This is a genomic window from Chitinophagales bacterium, from assembly GCA_017303415.1.
In the GTDB taxonomy this organism is placed as follows: domain Bacteria; phylum Bacteroidota; class Bacteroidia; order Chitinophagales; family Chitinophagaceae; genus SpSt-398.
In genome coordinates, this window is record JAFLBJ010000001.1 from 2,674,652 (window position 1) to 2,690,376 (window position 15,725).

The 15,725-nt window shown below is 47.2% G+C and carries 15 protein-coding genes; 8 read left to right on the plus strand and 7 right to left on the minus strand.

The features are described 5' to 3' along the window. The first annotated feature begins 33 nt into the window (after positions 1-33). The 4 genes from J0M30_11565 to J0M30_11580 all read left to right on the plus strand — a co-directional run bounded on the left by J0M30_11565 (position 34) and on the right by J0M30_11580 (position 5,733). The gene (locus tag J0M30_11565) at positions 34-549 is read left to right on the plus strand and encodes a hypothetical protein (protein ID MBN8668132.1); all 516 of its coding nucleotides are present in this window, start codon (positions 34-36) and stop codon (positions 547-549) included. A 76-nt stretch (positions 550-625) separates the two neighbouring features. Beyond that, positions 626-2,188, plus strand: coding sequence for a methylmalonyl-CoA mutase (locus J0M30_11570; GenBank protein ID MBN8668133.1), 1,563 nt, complete (start codon positions 626-628; stop codon positions 2,186-2,188). Between the two features lie 43 nt (positions 2,189-2,231). Further along, positions 2,232-4,193 carry a glycoside hydrolase family 97 protein gene (locus J0M30_11575; protein ID MBN8668134.1) on the plus strand — a complete coding sequence of 654 codons (1,962 nt, stop codon included), beginning with the start codon at positions 2,232-2,234 and terminating at the stop codon, positions 4,191-4,193. Between the two features lie 22 nt (positions 4,194-4,215). Further along, on the plus strand, positions 4,216-5,733 hold the full coding sequence (locus J0M30_11580) for a serine hydrolase (protein MBN8668135.1): 1,518 nt from the start codon (positions 4,216-4,218) through the stop codon (positions 5,731-5,733). Positions 5,734-5,792: 59 nt separating this feature from the next. Here J0M30_11580 and J0M30_11585 read toward each other — a convergent pair whose 3' ends face one another. Continuing rightward, the gene (locus tag J0M30_11585) at positions 5,793-6,173 is read right to left on the minus strand and encodes a hypothetical protein (protein MBN8668136.1); all 381 of its coding nucleotides are present in this window, start codon (positions 6,171-6,173) and stop codon (positions 5,793-5,795) included. Positions 6,174-6,292: 119 nt separating this feature from the next. After that, positions 6,293-7,972: a glutamine--tRNA ligase/YqeY domain fusion protein gene (locus tag J0M30_11590; GenBank protein MBN8668137.1), complete on the minus strand. Its 1,680-nt coding sequence runs from the start codon at positions 7,970-7,972 to the stop codon at positions 6,293-6,295. Between the two features lie 104 nt (positions 7,973-8,076). Here J0M30_11590 and J0M30_11595 point away from each other — a divergent pair, with 104 nt between their 5' ends. The 4 genes from J0M30_11595 (at position 8,077) to J0M30_11610 (ending at position 11,278) form a co-directional block, all read left to right on the plus strand. Beyond that, positions 8,077-8,478: a hypothetical protein gene (locus J0M30_11595; protein ID MBN8668138.1), complete on the plus strand. Its 402-nt coding sequence runs from the start codon at positions 8,077-8,079 to the stop codon at positions 8,476-8,478. A 46-nt stretch (positions 8,479-8,524) separates the two neighbouring features. Beyond that, entirely contained in the window at positions 8,525-9,406 is an 882-nt protein-coding gene (locus tag J0M30_11600) for a hypothetical protein (GenBank protein ID MBN8668139.1), read from the plus strand. Positions 9,407-9,561: 155 nt separating this feature from the next. Continuing rightward, entirely contained in the window at positions 9,562-10,014 is a 453-nt protein-coding gene (locus J0M30_11605; GenBank protein ID MBN8668140.1) for a hypothetical protein, read from the plus strand. 34 nt (positions 10,015-10,048) lie between these two features. Then, positions 10,049-11,278 (plus strand): TCR/Tet family MFS transporter, encoded by a 1,230-nt coding sequence (locus J0M30_11610; GenBank protein MBN8668141.1) that lies wholly within the window; start codon positions 10,049-10,051, stop codon positions 11,276-11,278. 12 nt (positions 11,279-11,290) lie between these two features. Here the strand turns inward: J0M30_11610 and J0M30_11615 are convergent, their stop codons facing one another. From J0M30_11615 to J0M30_11635, 5 genes are all read right to left on the minus strand, one after another. Then, complete coding sequence (locus tag J0M30_11615; GenBank protein ID MBN8668142.1) at positions 11,291-11,824, minus strand: hypothetical protein; 534 nt, start codon at positions 11,822-11,824, stop codon at positions 11,291-11,293. 48 nt (positions 11,825-11,872) lie between these two features. After that, positions 11,873-12,625: a response regulator transcription factor gene (locus J0M30_11620; GenBank protein ID MBN8668143.1), complete on the minus strand. Its 753-nt coding sequence runs from the start codon at positions 12,623-12,625 to the stop codon at positions 11,873-11,875. Continuing rightward, positions 12,609-13,700: a histidine kinase gene (locus tag J0M30_11625; GenBank protein ID MBN8668144.1), complete on the minus strand. Its 1,092-nt coding sequence runs from the start codon at positions 13,698-13,700 to the stop codon at positions 12,609-12,611. Before J0M30_11625 ends, J0M30_11620 begins: the two co-directional genes overlap by 17 nt. A 59-nt stretch (positions 13,701-13,759) precedes the next feature. Next, a complete protein-coding gene (locus tag J0M30_11630) occupies positions 13,760-14,410 on the minus strand; it encodes a YggS family pyridoxal phosphate-dependent enzyme (protein MBN8668145.1) in 651 nt (216 codons plus the stop codon). 96 nt (positions 14,411-14,506) lie between these two features. Beyond that, positions 14,507-15,661 carry an acyl-CoA dehydrogenase family protein gene (locus tag J0M30_11635; GenBank protein MBN8668146.1) on the minus strand — a complete coding sequence of 385 codons (1,155 nt, stop codon included), beginning with the start codon at positions 15,659-15,661 and terminating at the stop codon, positions 14,507-14,509. Positions 15,662-15,725: the final 64 nt, after the last annotated feature.

Genomic DNA, 15,725 nt, shown 5'->3' on the forward strand with positions numbered 1-15,725 from the left:
TGCGGGTTTATTTTTGTTGTTAAAATCTAACCCATGGATATGAATGTCCTTAGCCTCATGATCTCGATCATCGCCCTGGTCGTGTCTGCTTTTACCTTTGTTTTATGGACCAAAGAAAGGAATAAACCGGCAAAAACCCCTCCGGTGGCGGAAGAATCCACCCGCCCGCTTCAGCTCCAGGCCTATGAGCGAATGGTGTTGCTGACCGAGCGTATAGCCCTTCCCAACCTGGTCAGCCGGGCCAACCAGTCGGGACTTGGTTCCGCCAAGGAGATGCAGATTCTCCTGCTCGAAAGTATCAAACAGGAGTTTGAATACAATGCCTCCCAGCAGATCTATGTCAGCCCCGTGGCCTGGGAAGCCGTAAAGAACCTGAAAGAACAGAACATGCTGATCATAAACCAGGTGGGAGCGGTGATGCCCGAGGGTGCTACCGGGCTTGACCTGAACAAAGCGTTGTTGGATTTCTCGATGCAACAGCAAAAAGCGCCCCTGCACACAATCGTCCTGGAGGCCATCAATTACGAAGCCCGAAAACTGGTGAAGTAAAGCAGGTCACCAACCAACCAAAATCATTTTCCGTTACGGCACAACGGTATACTTTCGACCCACTAATCCTGGTTTTATGGAAGAAAATAAACGGTTCACTGATTCCGGAATAGAGATCAAACCCCTGTATACGGCCCCCGATGGCGCTATCCCTGTTACCTCTGAATTACCTGGCTCCTTCCCTTATACCAGAGGCGTTCAGGCAGACATGTACAGGGGAAAACTCTGGACAATGCGCCAATACGCGGGGTTCTCCACCGCCGAAGAAAGCAATAAACGTTACCATTACCTGCTTTCCCAAGGGGTGATGGGACTGAGCGTAGCCTTTGACCTGCCTACACAGATCGGATATGACAGCGATCATGCACTCGCAGATGGAGAAGTGGGAAAGGTGGGTGTAGCGATCGATAGCATCGATGATATGCAGGCCCTCTTCAAAGGCATCAAGCTGGAAGAAGTTTCAACCTCCATGACCATCAATGCCACCGGTTTTATTCTGCTGAGCTTGTATGTAGCCCTCGCGAAACAACAAGGAGCTGATCTCAAAAAGATCGCCGGAACCATCCAGAATGATATCCTGAAAGAATATGCCGCACGGGGTACCTATATATATCCGCCGAAACCTTCCATGCGCATCATCACGGATATCTTCGAATGGTGCAGCCGGGAGGTTCCCAAATGGAATACGATTTCCATTTCCGGTTACCATATCCGGGAGGCCGGTAGTACCGCTGTACAAGAGATCGCTTTTACCCTGGCCAACGGTAAAGCCTATGTAAAAGCCGCCCTGGAAAAAGGGCTTGATATCAATGTATTTGGTAAAAGGCTCTCCTTCTTCTTCAATGCCCATAATAACCTGTTTGAAGAAGTGGCCAAATTCAGGGCCGCTAGACGTATGTGGGCCCAAATGATGAAGGATCTGGGTGCCACCGACCAAAAGGCCATGATGCTCCGCTTCCATACGCAAACTGGTGGCAGCACACTCACGGCCCAACAACCTTTGAATAATATTTCCCGTGTTACTATTCAAACATTGGCTGCCGTAATGGGTGGAACACAAAGCCTCCACACCAACGGTTATGATGAGGCCCTGAGCCTTCCCACCGAAGAAGCAGCACGTATTGCCTTGCGTACGCAACAGATCGTTGCCTATGAAAGTGGTGTGGTTGATACGGTAGATCCATTGGCTGGAAGTTTTTATGTGGAATCACTGACCCGCGAGATCGAAGAAGCTGCCTGGAAACTGATGGAAAAGATCGATGCGATGGGTGGCAGTGTGTCCGCCATTGAACAGGGCTTTATCCAGGAAGAGATCGCGAAAAGCGCTTACGCCTATCAACGGCAGATCGAAGAGAATGAAAAGATCATTGTCGGTGTAAATAAATTTGAAAGTGGTGAGGCTGAACATATCCCCATTCTTAAGATCGATGACAATATCCAAAAACAACAGGTAGCCAAACTCACCGAATTTAAAAATAACCGCGACCGCGCCCGGGTTGATCAATGTCTGCAAGACCTGAACGATAAGGCCGTTAGCGGAGAAAACCTGTTGCCTGTAGTGATCGAGGCTGTAGAGAACAAATGTACATTGGGCGAAGTGGCAGATGAACTGAGGGGTGTTTTTGGGGAATACCGATAGAGGGTGAATTTACCGCCAAGGCCGAAATTCTCTATCTTAGCCCATGCGCTTCACAATTCTCTTTTTCCTTTTTCTCCCGCTCTTTAGCCTGGGTCAGGTAAAAGAACTTCAGTCACCGGACAGGACGATCCGCGTTTCCATTTCCATTTCAGATTCGATCGCCTATAAAGTGGAGGTAGATGGCCATCAGGTATTGAACTATTCTGCCATGGACATGATCGTATCGGGAATGCCACTGGGAAAAAAAGCAAAACTTAAGAAAACACAATACCGCGAAGGCCGGGATACTATCCTCTCCCCAGTTCCTGAAAAAAGAACCCGTATTCCGGACCGGTACAATGAACTCTCCCTTATTTTTTCCAATGGGTTTTCGTTACAATTCAGGGCCTATGATGATGGCGTGGCCTATCGCTTTCAATTACAAAAGAAGGACAGTGTCTATATCCAGTCCGAACGAGCTACCTATCAATTCCCGGAAAATCATCTTGTATATTACCCGAGGGTCGTAAAACGGGATAACTTGGATATTTTTCACACCAGCTTTGAGGAGCCTTATCAGATCAAAGCGATGGATAGTGTTCCCGCAGAGGACCTGGCCTTTAGTCCGGTACTGGTGAAACCGGCCACAGGCCCTAAACTCCTGCTCACTGAATCCGATCTCGAGGATTATCCGGGTATGTTCATTTCCCGGGGGGAAGGCCTTTCATTAAAAGGCGTATTTGCCCCTTTCCCGTTGGAAGAAAAAATGACGGAGGGAGAATTTCCCCAGTACGTGGTCACCAAACGCGCGGATTATATTGCCTATACCAATGGCTCCAGGTCCTTTCCCTGGCGGGTGATGGTGATTGCTCGTCATGATAAAGAACTACCCGGAAATGATCTCGTATATCGCCTGGCACCTCCTTCCCGGATCGGGGATGCATCCTGGGTCAAACCCGGCAAGGGTACGGATGAATGGATCATCGGTATCAATCTATTTAATGTGCCTTTTAAAGCAGGGATCAATACTGCCACCTATAAATTTTATATTGATTTTGCCAAGCGTTTTGGGTTTGAACGCATCATGATGGATGCAGGCTGGAGTGATTATAAGGACCTCTTCAAGATCCATCCGGATATTAATATGGAAGAGATCAGCCGTTATGCCCGCGAGAAAGGGATCAAACTCAGTATGTGGACATTGGCCCTGACCCTGGAAAAACAACTGGAACCCGCCCTGGAGCAATTCAACCGCTGGGGGGTGGATTTTATCATGACCGATTTTATGGACCGGGATGACCAATCCATGGTTGGATTTTATCACAATATAGCCAAGGCTTGTGCCCGGCATAAGATCATGGTCATGTTTCATGGTGCTTTCAAACCGGCAGGGTTTAACCGGACCTACCCGCATGCGGTAACACGCGAAGGGGTATTGGGTTCGGAATACAATATCTGGAGCGAGAAAGCCACACCGGATCACAATCTGCTTCTCCCCTTTATCAGGATGGTATCAGGACCTATGGACTATGAACCCGGTATCCTGGACAATGCGACCAAAGAAACCTTTCGGCCCATTGGGAATAAGGTAATGGCCCCGGGAACTCGTGCCCACCAACTCGCTATGTTCGTGGTATATGAAAGTCCCATTCAGATCTTTTCCGGTAATCCTTCGGCCGGTCTTTTAGAGCCTGCCTTTATGGAGCTACTGGGAAGTATCCCTACAACCTGGGACGAAACGATTATACTGGACGCAATATTGGGAGAGTACATCATCACCGCCAGACGAAAAGGCAATGATTGGTTTATCGCCGGAATGACCAATTGGACAGCCCGGGACCTGACCCTGGATCTGGGTTTCCTCGATTTCAGAGAATATGATATAACCGTCTGCCTGGACGGGGTGAATGCAGACCGGTATGCTTCAGACCACATCCTCAAGCAGTACCGCGATTACAGGCCCGAAAAATTAACTTTACATCTCGCCCCGGGTGGGGGATTTGTTTTTCGAATAAGAAAGCCATAGACCCAACTACACAATAATTTTTATGAAAAAAGTATTTCTCTTCGGATTACTCCTTATAGGTTTTTCTGGCCTGCAGGCCCAACTACCTTCCTTTATAAACGACAGTCTGGATGCCTATGTCGGGCGCGGGCTTAAAGAATGGGACCTGCCAGGATTGGCCCTGGTGATCGTTAAGGATGGCCAGGTGGTCATGATGAAGGGATATGGAGAGCGGGACATCAACACCCATGAACCGGTGAATGAGCATACCCAGTTCATGATTGCCAGCAATACAAAACTTTTCACCGGTATAGCCCTCGCCAATCTCGCCTTTGAAAAAAAACTATCCCTGAATGATAAGATCACTAAATATTACCCCTGGTACCGGCTGTACGATAGTCTTTCTTCTGCTTCAGTGACCATCCGGGATATGCTTTCTCATCGGTTGGGTACCAAAACTTTTCAGGGTGACTTTACTTTTTGGAACAGCACCTTAAGCCGGGAGGAGGTCATGCGGCGGATGCGCTTGCTGCAACCGATCGGTCTGTTTCGCCAGGACTATGGTTATTGCAATAGTTGTTTCCTTACGGCCGGTGAGGTTATTCCTAAAGTAACGGGTACCCCTTGGGAAACCTACATCACAGAAAAACTTATCAATCCCCTCGGCATGACCCGTACCACGGCCATTTCAAGGGGCATGGAGACCCGGGAAAATGTTTCCCGGCCCTATACCACCAGCTATACCGGAACCCTGCAACGCGTTCCTTACGACCAATGGGATAACCTGGGGCCTGCAGCCAGTATTGTAAGTACGGTAAATGACTTGTCCCATTGGCTCCAATTCCAACTCGATAGCGGGAAATACCAGGGAAAACAAGTACTCCCCTTTCAGGTGCTCCTTTCCACCCGGGATGTAAATATCAGTACGGGTAGTCGTCGCTCTTCTGCCTTCCCCATTCATTTCCGGGGTTATGGACTGGGGATTTTTGCAGCCGATTATAATGGCCGGCAAATTTACTGGCATACCGGCGGTGCAGCGGGAATGGTAAGTAATGTTTGTTTTGTGCCCGAAGAAAATCTGGGAATTGCCATCCTGACGAATAATGACAACCAGTCCTTCTTTGAAGCCCTCCGGTACCAGATACTGGATGCTTATCTTAATGTACCGTATGTAAACAGAAGCCATCAATTCCTGACGGGCGCTAAAGCGGAAGCCAAAGCACAATTGGACCAGATTGCTCAATGGAGGGCCCGGATCATGGGTAAACAACCCGAACTTCCCTTGGAAGAATATGCAGGGCATTATACGCACCCCCTGTATGGCGATCTGCAAATAAAAGCCGAAGGGGAAGGTTTAGCAGCCGTTTTCAAAAGTCACAAGGACCTTGTAGCAGGCATGCGGTACATGGATAACGGAGAGTGGTTTATGCAATACAAGAATATCGAATACGGCATTTTTGCCATTTCGTTCCATATCGAAAACAAGAAAGTAAAATCGGTGGAAATGCGGGCCAATGAATTCGTAGAATTCGATGCCTATGTCTTTGAGAAGGTCAAATAAAACTAAAAGCTAATAGCTATTGGCTATTAGCTTTTAGTTAATGCAGGAACTCCCTGGTCTTACATCCACTTGGCCAGGTAATCATTGAATTCGTGCCGAAGGCCATTCATCACGCGCTCAAAATCCTCGTACTTTTCTTTTAGCACTTTTTTCTCCACCACAAGCAGGTCATTCACATGACCGGTGTGGTGCAGCACATCGTGGTTGACCTCATCGGCAAAATGGTTCATTTCGTGCTTTAGTTCATCGATATTGTTCCGCTGCACGATAAACTGGTTCTGGAAATGTTCGATACCCTGGCGGGCCTCGAAGCTGGTGTTTTTGGTTGCGACCTCCGTCAACCTGGATTGGAGGTTGCGGATTTCTTCCTTATAGAATTCAAGGCTTTTTTGCCAGACTTTATGATCGCTGCTGATACGGGTGATACTGGAGTAACTCATACCGGGTAATTTTACTTAAAAGTATTATCCCAATATGGCTTTACCGATGAGCGTAGTCACAGAATTGACTGATTGTTGTAACCAATCACATGATATACACACATGACAAATATCCTTGTCTATGACTTGGATACTTCCCTGGCCCAACCATCTTTCAAGGTCACGGTGCGGTTAAAGATGAGTTTATCCGATGTGGCATCCTTGTCAAGGCAGTAGTATCCTTTCCGTAGGAATTGAAAGCGATCCTGGAGATTGGCCGTGCGAAGCGAAGGTTCTGCATAGCCCTTGACTACTTTCAATGAATCGGGATTGAGATACTCTTTAAAATCTCCTTCTTCATCGGTAGGGTCCTCCACGCGGAACAGGCGGTCATACTCCCGCACTTCCACTTCCACCGCATCGGGTGCATTCACCCAATGCAAGGTGCCTTTAACTTTTATCCCACTGGTATCGGATCCGCTACGGCTGTCCGGCAAATAGGTACAATGCAGTTCCTGAATGGTTCCGTCGGCCGCCTTGATCACCTCTTCGCAGCGGATGATATAAGCCCCTTTAAGTCGAACCATCTGGCCCGGCGCCAATCGAAAATATTTCTTGGGTGGATTCTCCATGAAATCTTCCCGTTCGATCAATATCTCGCGGCTAAACCCAATGGCCCTGTCACCGGTGGAGGGATCCTCCGGATTGTTTTCTATTTGAAGAGTCTCGGTACCCGCCCCTTCCGGCCAATTGATGATCACCACTTTTACAGGATCAAATACCACCATTCGCCGAAGGGCGATTTTATTCAGGTGTTCCCGCACACAAAACTCCAGCACACCTACATCCACCAGGTTATCTCTTTTGGCAATACCGATACGGTCACAAAAATCGCGTATGCTGTCGGGGGTATACCCTCTCCGGCGCAACCCGCTGATGGTGGGCATACGGGGGTCGTCCCAACCACTCACATATTTCTCGTTTACTAATTGCAGCAATTTTCGTTTACTCGTTACCGTATAGTTCGTATTCCGGCGCGCAAATTCATATTGATGCGATGGATAGATCTCCAGTTTTTCGATCAGCCAGTCATACAATTCCCGGTGCGGCACAAACTCCATCGTACAAATGGAATGTGTCACCTCTTCAATGCTATCACTTTGCCCGTGGGCAAAATCGTACATCGGATAGATACACCATTTATCCCCTGTCCGGTGATGATGGGCATGTTTGATCCGGTACAATACAGGGTCACGCATCAGCATATTGATATGCCCCATATCGATCTTTGCACGAAGGGTCCGGCTTCCATCGGGAAATTCTCCATTCTTCATCCGGGTAAAAAGGTCCAGGTTCTCCTCCACTGACCGGTCACGCCAGGGGCTGTTCTTACCCGGCTCGGTCGGGGTTCCTTTCATAGAAGCCATTTCCTCACTGGTGCTGTCATCCACATAGGCCAGGCCTTTTTTAATCAGGACAAGGGCATATTCGTAGAGGGAATCAAAATAATCGCTGGCATACCGCTCATGCTCCCAGGTAAAACCCAGCCAGCGAACATCTTCCTTGATGCTATCCACATATTCAGTCTCTTCCGTAGTGGGATTGGTGTCGTCAAACCGGAGGTTGGTATAACCGGGAAAGGTCTTGGTGAGCCCAAAATTGAGACAGATGCTACTGGCATGGCCGATATGCAAATAGCCGTTGGGCTCAGGGGGAAAACGGGTGACGATCCGGGTATATTTCCCGCTTTTCAGGTCATTCTCAATGATTTCTTCGATGAAATTCAGGCTCCGTTCATCATTTTTGACTTCTTCGCTCATAGGTCTACAAATATATGAAAAAGAGGGCCTCCTGTTTCAAATACCGCCTTCCGGGTATTGCCAGACCCGGGACAGGGAGTAGATTTGACCCAAAATCACCGATCATGAAACTCAAGCTCCTGTTCCTGCTCGCCATTCCCTTTATCATGTCCTCCTCTTTTGTTAAAGCCAAAAAAGGAAAACTGACCATCACCTATACAACCGTAGGTACAAATGAAGGCTATTCCTATGTTTCCAAAATGAATGTTTATATCGATGGCACCCTGGTATCCACCGGACCTGAGAAAGACCAGCAGCAGAAGAACAGCTTCTCCATCACCGTACCGCAGGGTTCACATGAAATCAAATGCCTGCTCCTCGCCCTCTATGAAGGCAAATGGGAAGAACGCACCGTAGATAATAACTACAGTTTTGATTGGACATATGAAGGCACCCTTGAATTCAAGAAGAAAAACACACTCGACCTGGAGTTTAATATTACCGAGAATAAGGTGGTGGTGAAGTAACCGATTGGGGAGTTTGAAAATTCGCGCGGCTCCCTATCTTTACTCTATGATCACCTACAATCCCAAAGACTGGTTCACTTTCATATTCCGCCTCCACAGGTCCGACACGATCCGGAAGCTGTTTCCTATGATCCTGGCCATGGCGGCCTACAGTTGGCTGGTGGCCTATCTCGAACTCGAATATTGGGATCTTTCTAAAGATAGTTATGTCCGCAACCTGACCCTGTTACACAACCTCCTGGGCTTTGTCCTCTCCATGCTCCTTGTCTTCCGCACCAACACGGCCTATGACCGCTGGTGGGAAGGTCGTAAACTCTGGGGCAGCCTCGTGAACAATAGCCGAAACCTGGCCATTAAGATCAAAAGTTTCCTGCCGGAGGACAAGAACACCCTGCAGTATTTTCACAAGACCCTCTCTCTTTATGCCTCCACGCTGGCCCACCACCTGCATGCGGAGAAGACAAGACTGGCCCTGGATGAAAAGGATCATCCTGAATTGGAGACGATTGATGTATCCAAACATGTACCCAACCAGGTGGCCCTGCTAATGATGCAACGGGTTACGCGTCTTTATAAGGAGCAAAAGATCACAGGTGATCAGCTTATCGTGCTGAATGAAGAGCTGCGTTCTTTTACAGATATCTGTGGGGCCTGTGAGCGTATACGAAATACCCCTATCCCCTACTCGTATAGCGTGTTCCTGAAAAAATTCATCTTCTTCTATATCATGTCCCTGCCCTTTGGCTTTGTCTTCAGCCTGGGGTATTATGTTATTCCCGTGGTAACATTTATATTCTATGTTCTTTCCAGCCTTGAATTGATCGCCGAAGAAATCGAAGATCCTTTTGGAAAAGATGCCAATGACCTGCCAACCGAAAAAATTGCGGCAAATATCAAGGTACACACCGGCGAAATCCTGGCCTCCTAGCCTTTTTTCTTCGTGATCTTCGTGTACCCTTTGTGTCCTTCGTGTCCTCCTACGCCAGACTTGCGTAGGAGGACACGAAGGACACGAAGGACACAAAGGGAGCACAAAGGACACGAAGATCACGATGGGAATTTTGTAACTTGGCAAAAAAAAGCATGAAATCCCTTTCAGCCCTCCTGCTTTGTCTGTTTCTTGCTGCCTGTTCCGGAAATTCTGTAAAAGAAAAAACAAAGGAAGCCATCAATAAAACCGGTGAAACGGTTGGCAAAGGGGCTTCCGAATTTTTTGATGGGGTGGCCGATGGTGTTTCAGACCGGTTCAAATGTAAAGTGGAACTGACTCCGGCTATTTTGGGAAGGGGCCTGGAGATTGGAAAAGTACGGATTAATGGAAGCGATTCCGGCTCAGCTCATATATTGAGTGTTTATATGGTTTTCAATAATGATGTGGACCAGCCAGTAATGATCAAGGCATTTGACGAGGAAAATAAAGAATACGGCCGCATCAATGGAAGAATAACCGGTAAAAAAGGAGATGCCCGGTTTGTGGATTTTGTCTTTGATAAATCGGCTTCGATTGAAACGAATAGCCTGTTCAAATTTGAATAACCTTCTCGCAATAAAACCAACTGAATAAAATAATATGGCCCGGTCCAGAAAAGCCGCCATCGGCTTCATATTCGTCACCCTGCTGATCGATGTTACAGGTTTTGGGATCATCATTCCGGTGATACCAAAACTGATCTCCGAAATGCTCCATATTCCCGTCAATGAGGCGAGTGCGTATGGAGGCTGGCTGACGGCTGCTTATGCGGTGATGCAATTTATTTTTGCCCCCGCATTGGGAAACCTGAGCGACAAATATGGCCGCAGACCAGTTCTGTTATTTTCCCTTTTTGGATTTGGTGTGGATTACCTGGTGACTGCCCTGGCCCCCAGTTTTGGCTGGCTTTTTCTCGGCCGCATACTAGCCGGTATCACCGGTGCCAGTTTCTCTACAGCCTCAGCCTATATTGCCGATGTGAGTACAGCTGAAACAAGGGCCAAGAATTTTGGAATGATAGGAGCGGCATTTGGCCTGGGCTTTATCATTGGCCCACTTCTGGGAGGACTGCTTGGCGAATTGGGAACAAGAGTGCCCTTTTATGCCGCCGCCGGCCTGGCCCTGTTGAACTGGCTATATGGATATTTTGTCCTGCCAGAATCACTGCCTCCGGATAAAAGAAGGGCTTTTAACTGGAAGACAATCATTCCTGGTGTGTCACTTGTCAAACTCAAAAAATACCCTTCCATCATCGGCCTGTTCTTTTCCTTTTTCTTTATCAGCCTCGCTGCCCATGCAGTGCAAAGTAACTGGAGTTTCTATACGATCTATGTTTTCAATTGGAGTGAAGGGATGGTAGGGATCTCGCTCACCGTAGTGGGGGTGCTAATCGGTCTGGTACAAGGGTTACTGATCCGCGTTATCAATCCCAAATTAGGAAATGAAAAAAGCGTTTATATCGGATTGGTCCTTTACTCGGTTGGGATGCTGCTCTTTGGCATGGCGTCTGAAGGATGGATGATGTTTGTCTTTCTTATCCCCTATTGCCTGGGAGGTATTGCAGGCCCGGCCATTCAGGCCATCATGGCCAAACATGTTCCATCCAATGAGCAGGGTGAGTTACAAGGGTCGCTGACAAGTACCATGAGTCTGACAAGTATTTTCGGTCCGGTATTAATGACCGGTCTCTTTACGTCGTTTACACAGGCCAAAGGATTCTGGCATATTCCAGGCATGCCCTTTTTTGCCGGCGCACTTTTCATGTTTACCAGTGCCGTACTCGCCTGGTGGGTGTTACGAAAAGAAAGTCAGCCGGTAGTACAAGTGTAGAGAAGGAAATAATTATTGCTTGGCTGGTTTCCAGGTATCATTCAATAGCGGAGTCGAAGATTCGAGAATACAGGAAACGATCCGTTGGAAAGTATCCTGCTCTTCCGGACCCAGGTTAACGATCTTCTCTTTATTATCCTTCATGGTGAATTTCAGGCTAATGACCTTCTTTGTAGCCAGGTTCTTTAATGTAGCGGGTTGATTGGCCTGGTTCTTAAAAATGATGTGAAAATATCCCTGGCAATTTTCAGCCCCTCCATTTCGAAAGATGTTCTTTTGTTTACCTCCTTCAAAAATGGCTTGAACGCGGGCATATTCATCAAAGCAAAGACCACTGCCTTCAAGTACAAAAAAGAAATCCAATTCCTTTTTGTCTACTTCTCCCGACATCATGAAGCGGTCACTTCCCCCACCCATTTTCTTAAACCCGGTGGAAAGTCGGGTTTCCTGATTGAGGGGATCCTTTACATCCTTGAGCTCACATTCCTGGGCTTGCATAAGACCCGACAATGACAAAAAGAAGAGCAGGTAAAACGATCTTTTCATGGAATAAAAATAATCATTCCGGCGGGAGAAACATGTTAAAATTCAGGGTTATCGCTTTAGAAATTTGCCTTTCAATAATTTATCCATCACCTCGTCCTTCAGATTGCGGCTGATGGGGATATAATGCTCCCCGATCCGAATATCATTTCCTTCGATGCTATCGATTCGGGAGGCAGAAACTATATACGATTTGTGCACCCGGATAAACCGGTCGGCCGGGAGATAATCCTCCACTGACCGAAAGGTCAGGTAGGTGATATATTTCTTTGACACCGTATGCAGCGTAACATAATTCTGTAACGCCTCCGCGTACAGGAGGTCATCAAACAGGATACGTACCAGCTTATTATCTGACTTGATAAAAAAATGGTCCTGCCCGGGTATATTCACCGCCTTATTACTTTGTTTAAGTTCAAAAAGTTCACGTGCCCTCCACACGGCTTTTACAAAACGCTCGGACCCGATGGGTTTAACGAGGTAATCCACCACTTCCAATTCAAACCCCTCCACGGCATATTCAGAATAAGCGGTGGTCAGAATGGTAAGAGGTGGGTCTTTTAGTGTCCGTAGCAGATCAAGTCCCGACAGTTTGGGCATCTGGATATCTAAAAATAGTAAGTCGATCTGGCCACTGTGAAGAAGTTCCATGGCCTTGAGCGGGTTATCGAATTCACCTGCCAGCTCCAGAAAATCATGTTCCGACACATACTCGCGCAGGCCTTTTCGAGCCAGGGGCTCGTCATCAATGATCAGACAACGGAGAACCGTTGATGATTTGGCTGGTTCAGTTTGCGGACTCATGTGCGGTCAATTTTGATTGAACAGGAAGGCTCAAATTCATTTTGAATACCCCTTCCGTTTGGCTGATATCCAAAACATGCTGACCGGGGTACAGCAACTCCAATCGGCGTTTTACATTTTGCAGCCCGATTCCCGAATAGGGTTCTTTGCCGGCAGCCTTAATCTCATATGAATTGGTTACCGAGAAATTCAAGTGGCCATTTTGCCGGTCGGCATGAATATGAATAAAATTGGGAGCATGCCCATGATGCGAAATATGCTTGAACGCATTCTCTACAAAAGGGATCAGGATAAGCGGTTCAATGGAAAAACCAGACAGGCCCTCCCCTTGTTTAAAATCCACCTCATACCCTTCCTCTTTGCGTAATTTTTGAAGGTCCACATAATCCTTTAAAAATCCCATTTCCTTTTCGATCGGGATACGATCACCATCTGTTTCATACAGTTGGTACCGCAGCATGGTGGAGAATTTATGCAAGGCCTCCCTGGCTTCTTTATTTTCCTTATCAATAAGAAAATAAACCGAGTTAATAGAGTTGAACAAAAAATGCGGGTTGATCTGTGATTTGAGAAAGTTCAATTCTGCCACAGCATTCTCCTTGGCCAGATCAGCCAGCCGTTTTTGCTGACGAATATAATCAATCACCAATTTGACCGTGGCGCCGGCCGTGACCAGAAAGATATGGGGCAAAAGGTTATCATAGATCCGGTCACGCCAATGAAGACGAAGGTCAAATAGACCGGGGTTATTCAGCAATTGCCCGATGACCTTCATTTTCACATAACTACTAACAAGTATCATTCCCAGATAGACCAGAGAGAAAAGAATATACCGCTTCCGGTAAAGCAGCCTGGGGATCAGTAGGTAATTGGTGAGATAGACCAATAAGGCCAGGTCTGCGACTTTTAGCAGCGTGATCTGTGAGGCTAATTCGGGACTGGGATAGTCATCTACCCGCAGGTAGTACCAGACAAGATATACCAGAACCCAGATAAGGATGTGGTGCAGTCGATATTTGGTAAAGGCAATGGGCATTTTCAATCCTAAACTAAATGTACTGATTTGGAGGGGCAAAACCTTTACACCAGCAGCACAAAATCAGTGACGAAATGCAAAAAAGGAAGAATGGTCACCTAATTTCTGGACCCAAAAAGCAGGCTGCCTATCCGGACAAGGGTGGAACCTTCTTCGATAGCAATCGGATAATCAGCGGACATTCCCATTGACAAAATGGACCATCCCCTTTCCTTCCCATATTTTTCAAATAACACTTGCAAGGTTTTGAATTCACCCCGTACTAACTCAGTATTATCAGAGAAACTGGCCATCCCCATCAATCCCCGTATCCGCACATGGTTCAATCCTGATAAAACAGGATCTATCAGCAAGATGGCGAGCTCGGTTTCATCCAATCCAAACTTGGTTTCTTCCTGCGCAATATGAATCTGGAGCAGGCAATCGATCACGCGCTCATTTTTTGCCGCCTGCTTGTCGATCTCCTTTAATAATTTGAAACTATCCACCCCGTGAATCAGATGGACAAAAGGGGCAATGTATTTTACCTTATTACTTTGTAAATGCCCGATAAAATGCCAACGAATATCAGTAGGCAGTTGTGCAGCCTTGTCTACAAGTTCCTGGACATAATTCTCTCCAAAATCCCGTTGCCCAAGATCGTAAAGGGCCTGGATATCCTCGATGGGTTTGGTTTTGGAAACAGCCACCAGCGTGGCATTTTTACCAAGTCTTCTGACTAAATCGGTGTAACTCACTTGATCGATCATACCACGAAAATAGTGAATAGGTTTTACCGCAGGGGCACAAAGGCGCCAATGGACGCAAGGAATAAATGCTAAAAGTTAATAGCCATTAGCTATTAGCTATTTCAATATGCTTCTGCTGATAACAATCCGCTGTACCTCGCTGGTGCCTTCATAGATCTGGGTGATCTTAGCATCCCGCATCAGGCGTTCAACATGGTATTCTTTTACGAATCCGTACCCCCCGTGGATTTGAACGGCTTCGACAGCGGTCCACATGGCGGTTTCGGAAGAAAACACTTTGGCCATGGAGGAGCTAACTGTGTAGTCCATCTGATTGTCCTTTTCCCACGCGGCTTTCAGACAAAGCATCCTGGAAGCTTCGATACGTGTAGCCATATCGGCGAGTTTGAAGGCAATGGCCTGATGGTTCATGATCTCCGTACCAAAGGCCTTACGTTCCTTGGAATATTTGAGCGCGAGTTCATACGCTCCGCTGGCAATACCCAGGGCCTGTGAGGCAATACCGATACGTCCACCTGCCAGGGTTTTCATCGCGAATTTGAATCCAAACCCATCCTCCCCGATCCGGTTCTCCTTGGGGACTTTTACATCCGTAAACATGATGGTATGGGTATCGGAACCCCGGATGCCAAGCTTATTCTCTTTGGCAGCAACGGTCACACCGGGCCAATTTTTTTCCACAATGAATGTATTGATGCCTTTGGAACCTTTTGCGGCATCTGTTTGGGCCATTACGAGGTAGACGGAAGCGCTGCTTCCGTTTGTGATCCAGTTTTTGGTCCCGTTCAACAGGTAATGGTCACCTTTGTCCTCAGCTGTGGTACGTTGGGAGGTAGCATCGCTTCCAGCTTCCGGTTCACTCAACAGAAAAGCACCGATATACAGATCTCCATCCTTTTTTCCCTGAGCAAGCGGAGTCAGGTATTTCTGTTTTTGCTCTTCTGAACCAAATTCCTGCAGGCCATAACAAACCAGGCTATTATTCACACTCATACATACACTCACACTGGCATCGATCTTACTGATCTCTTCCATGGCAAGTACATAACTGATGGTATCCATGCCAGCGCCACCATACTCGGGTTTAACCATCATACCCATAAAACCAAGTTCGGCCAGTTTCATGATCTGTTCACGGGGAAACTGTTGTTTTTCGTCACGTTCGATCACTCCAGGCAGGCATTCATTGCGGGCAAAATCACGCGCTGCCTGCTGGATCATGAGATGTTCTTCGTTCAGTTGAAAATGCATGGAAAATGTAATTTTTATACCGTTTTCAGGCGGCACAAATATACTGTTTTAGCTCACTTTTGCG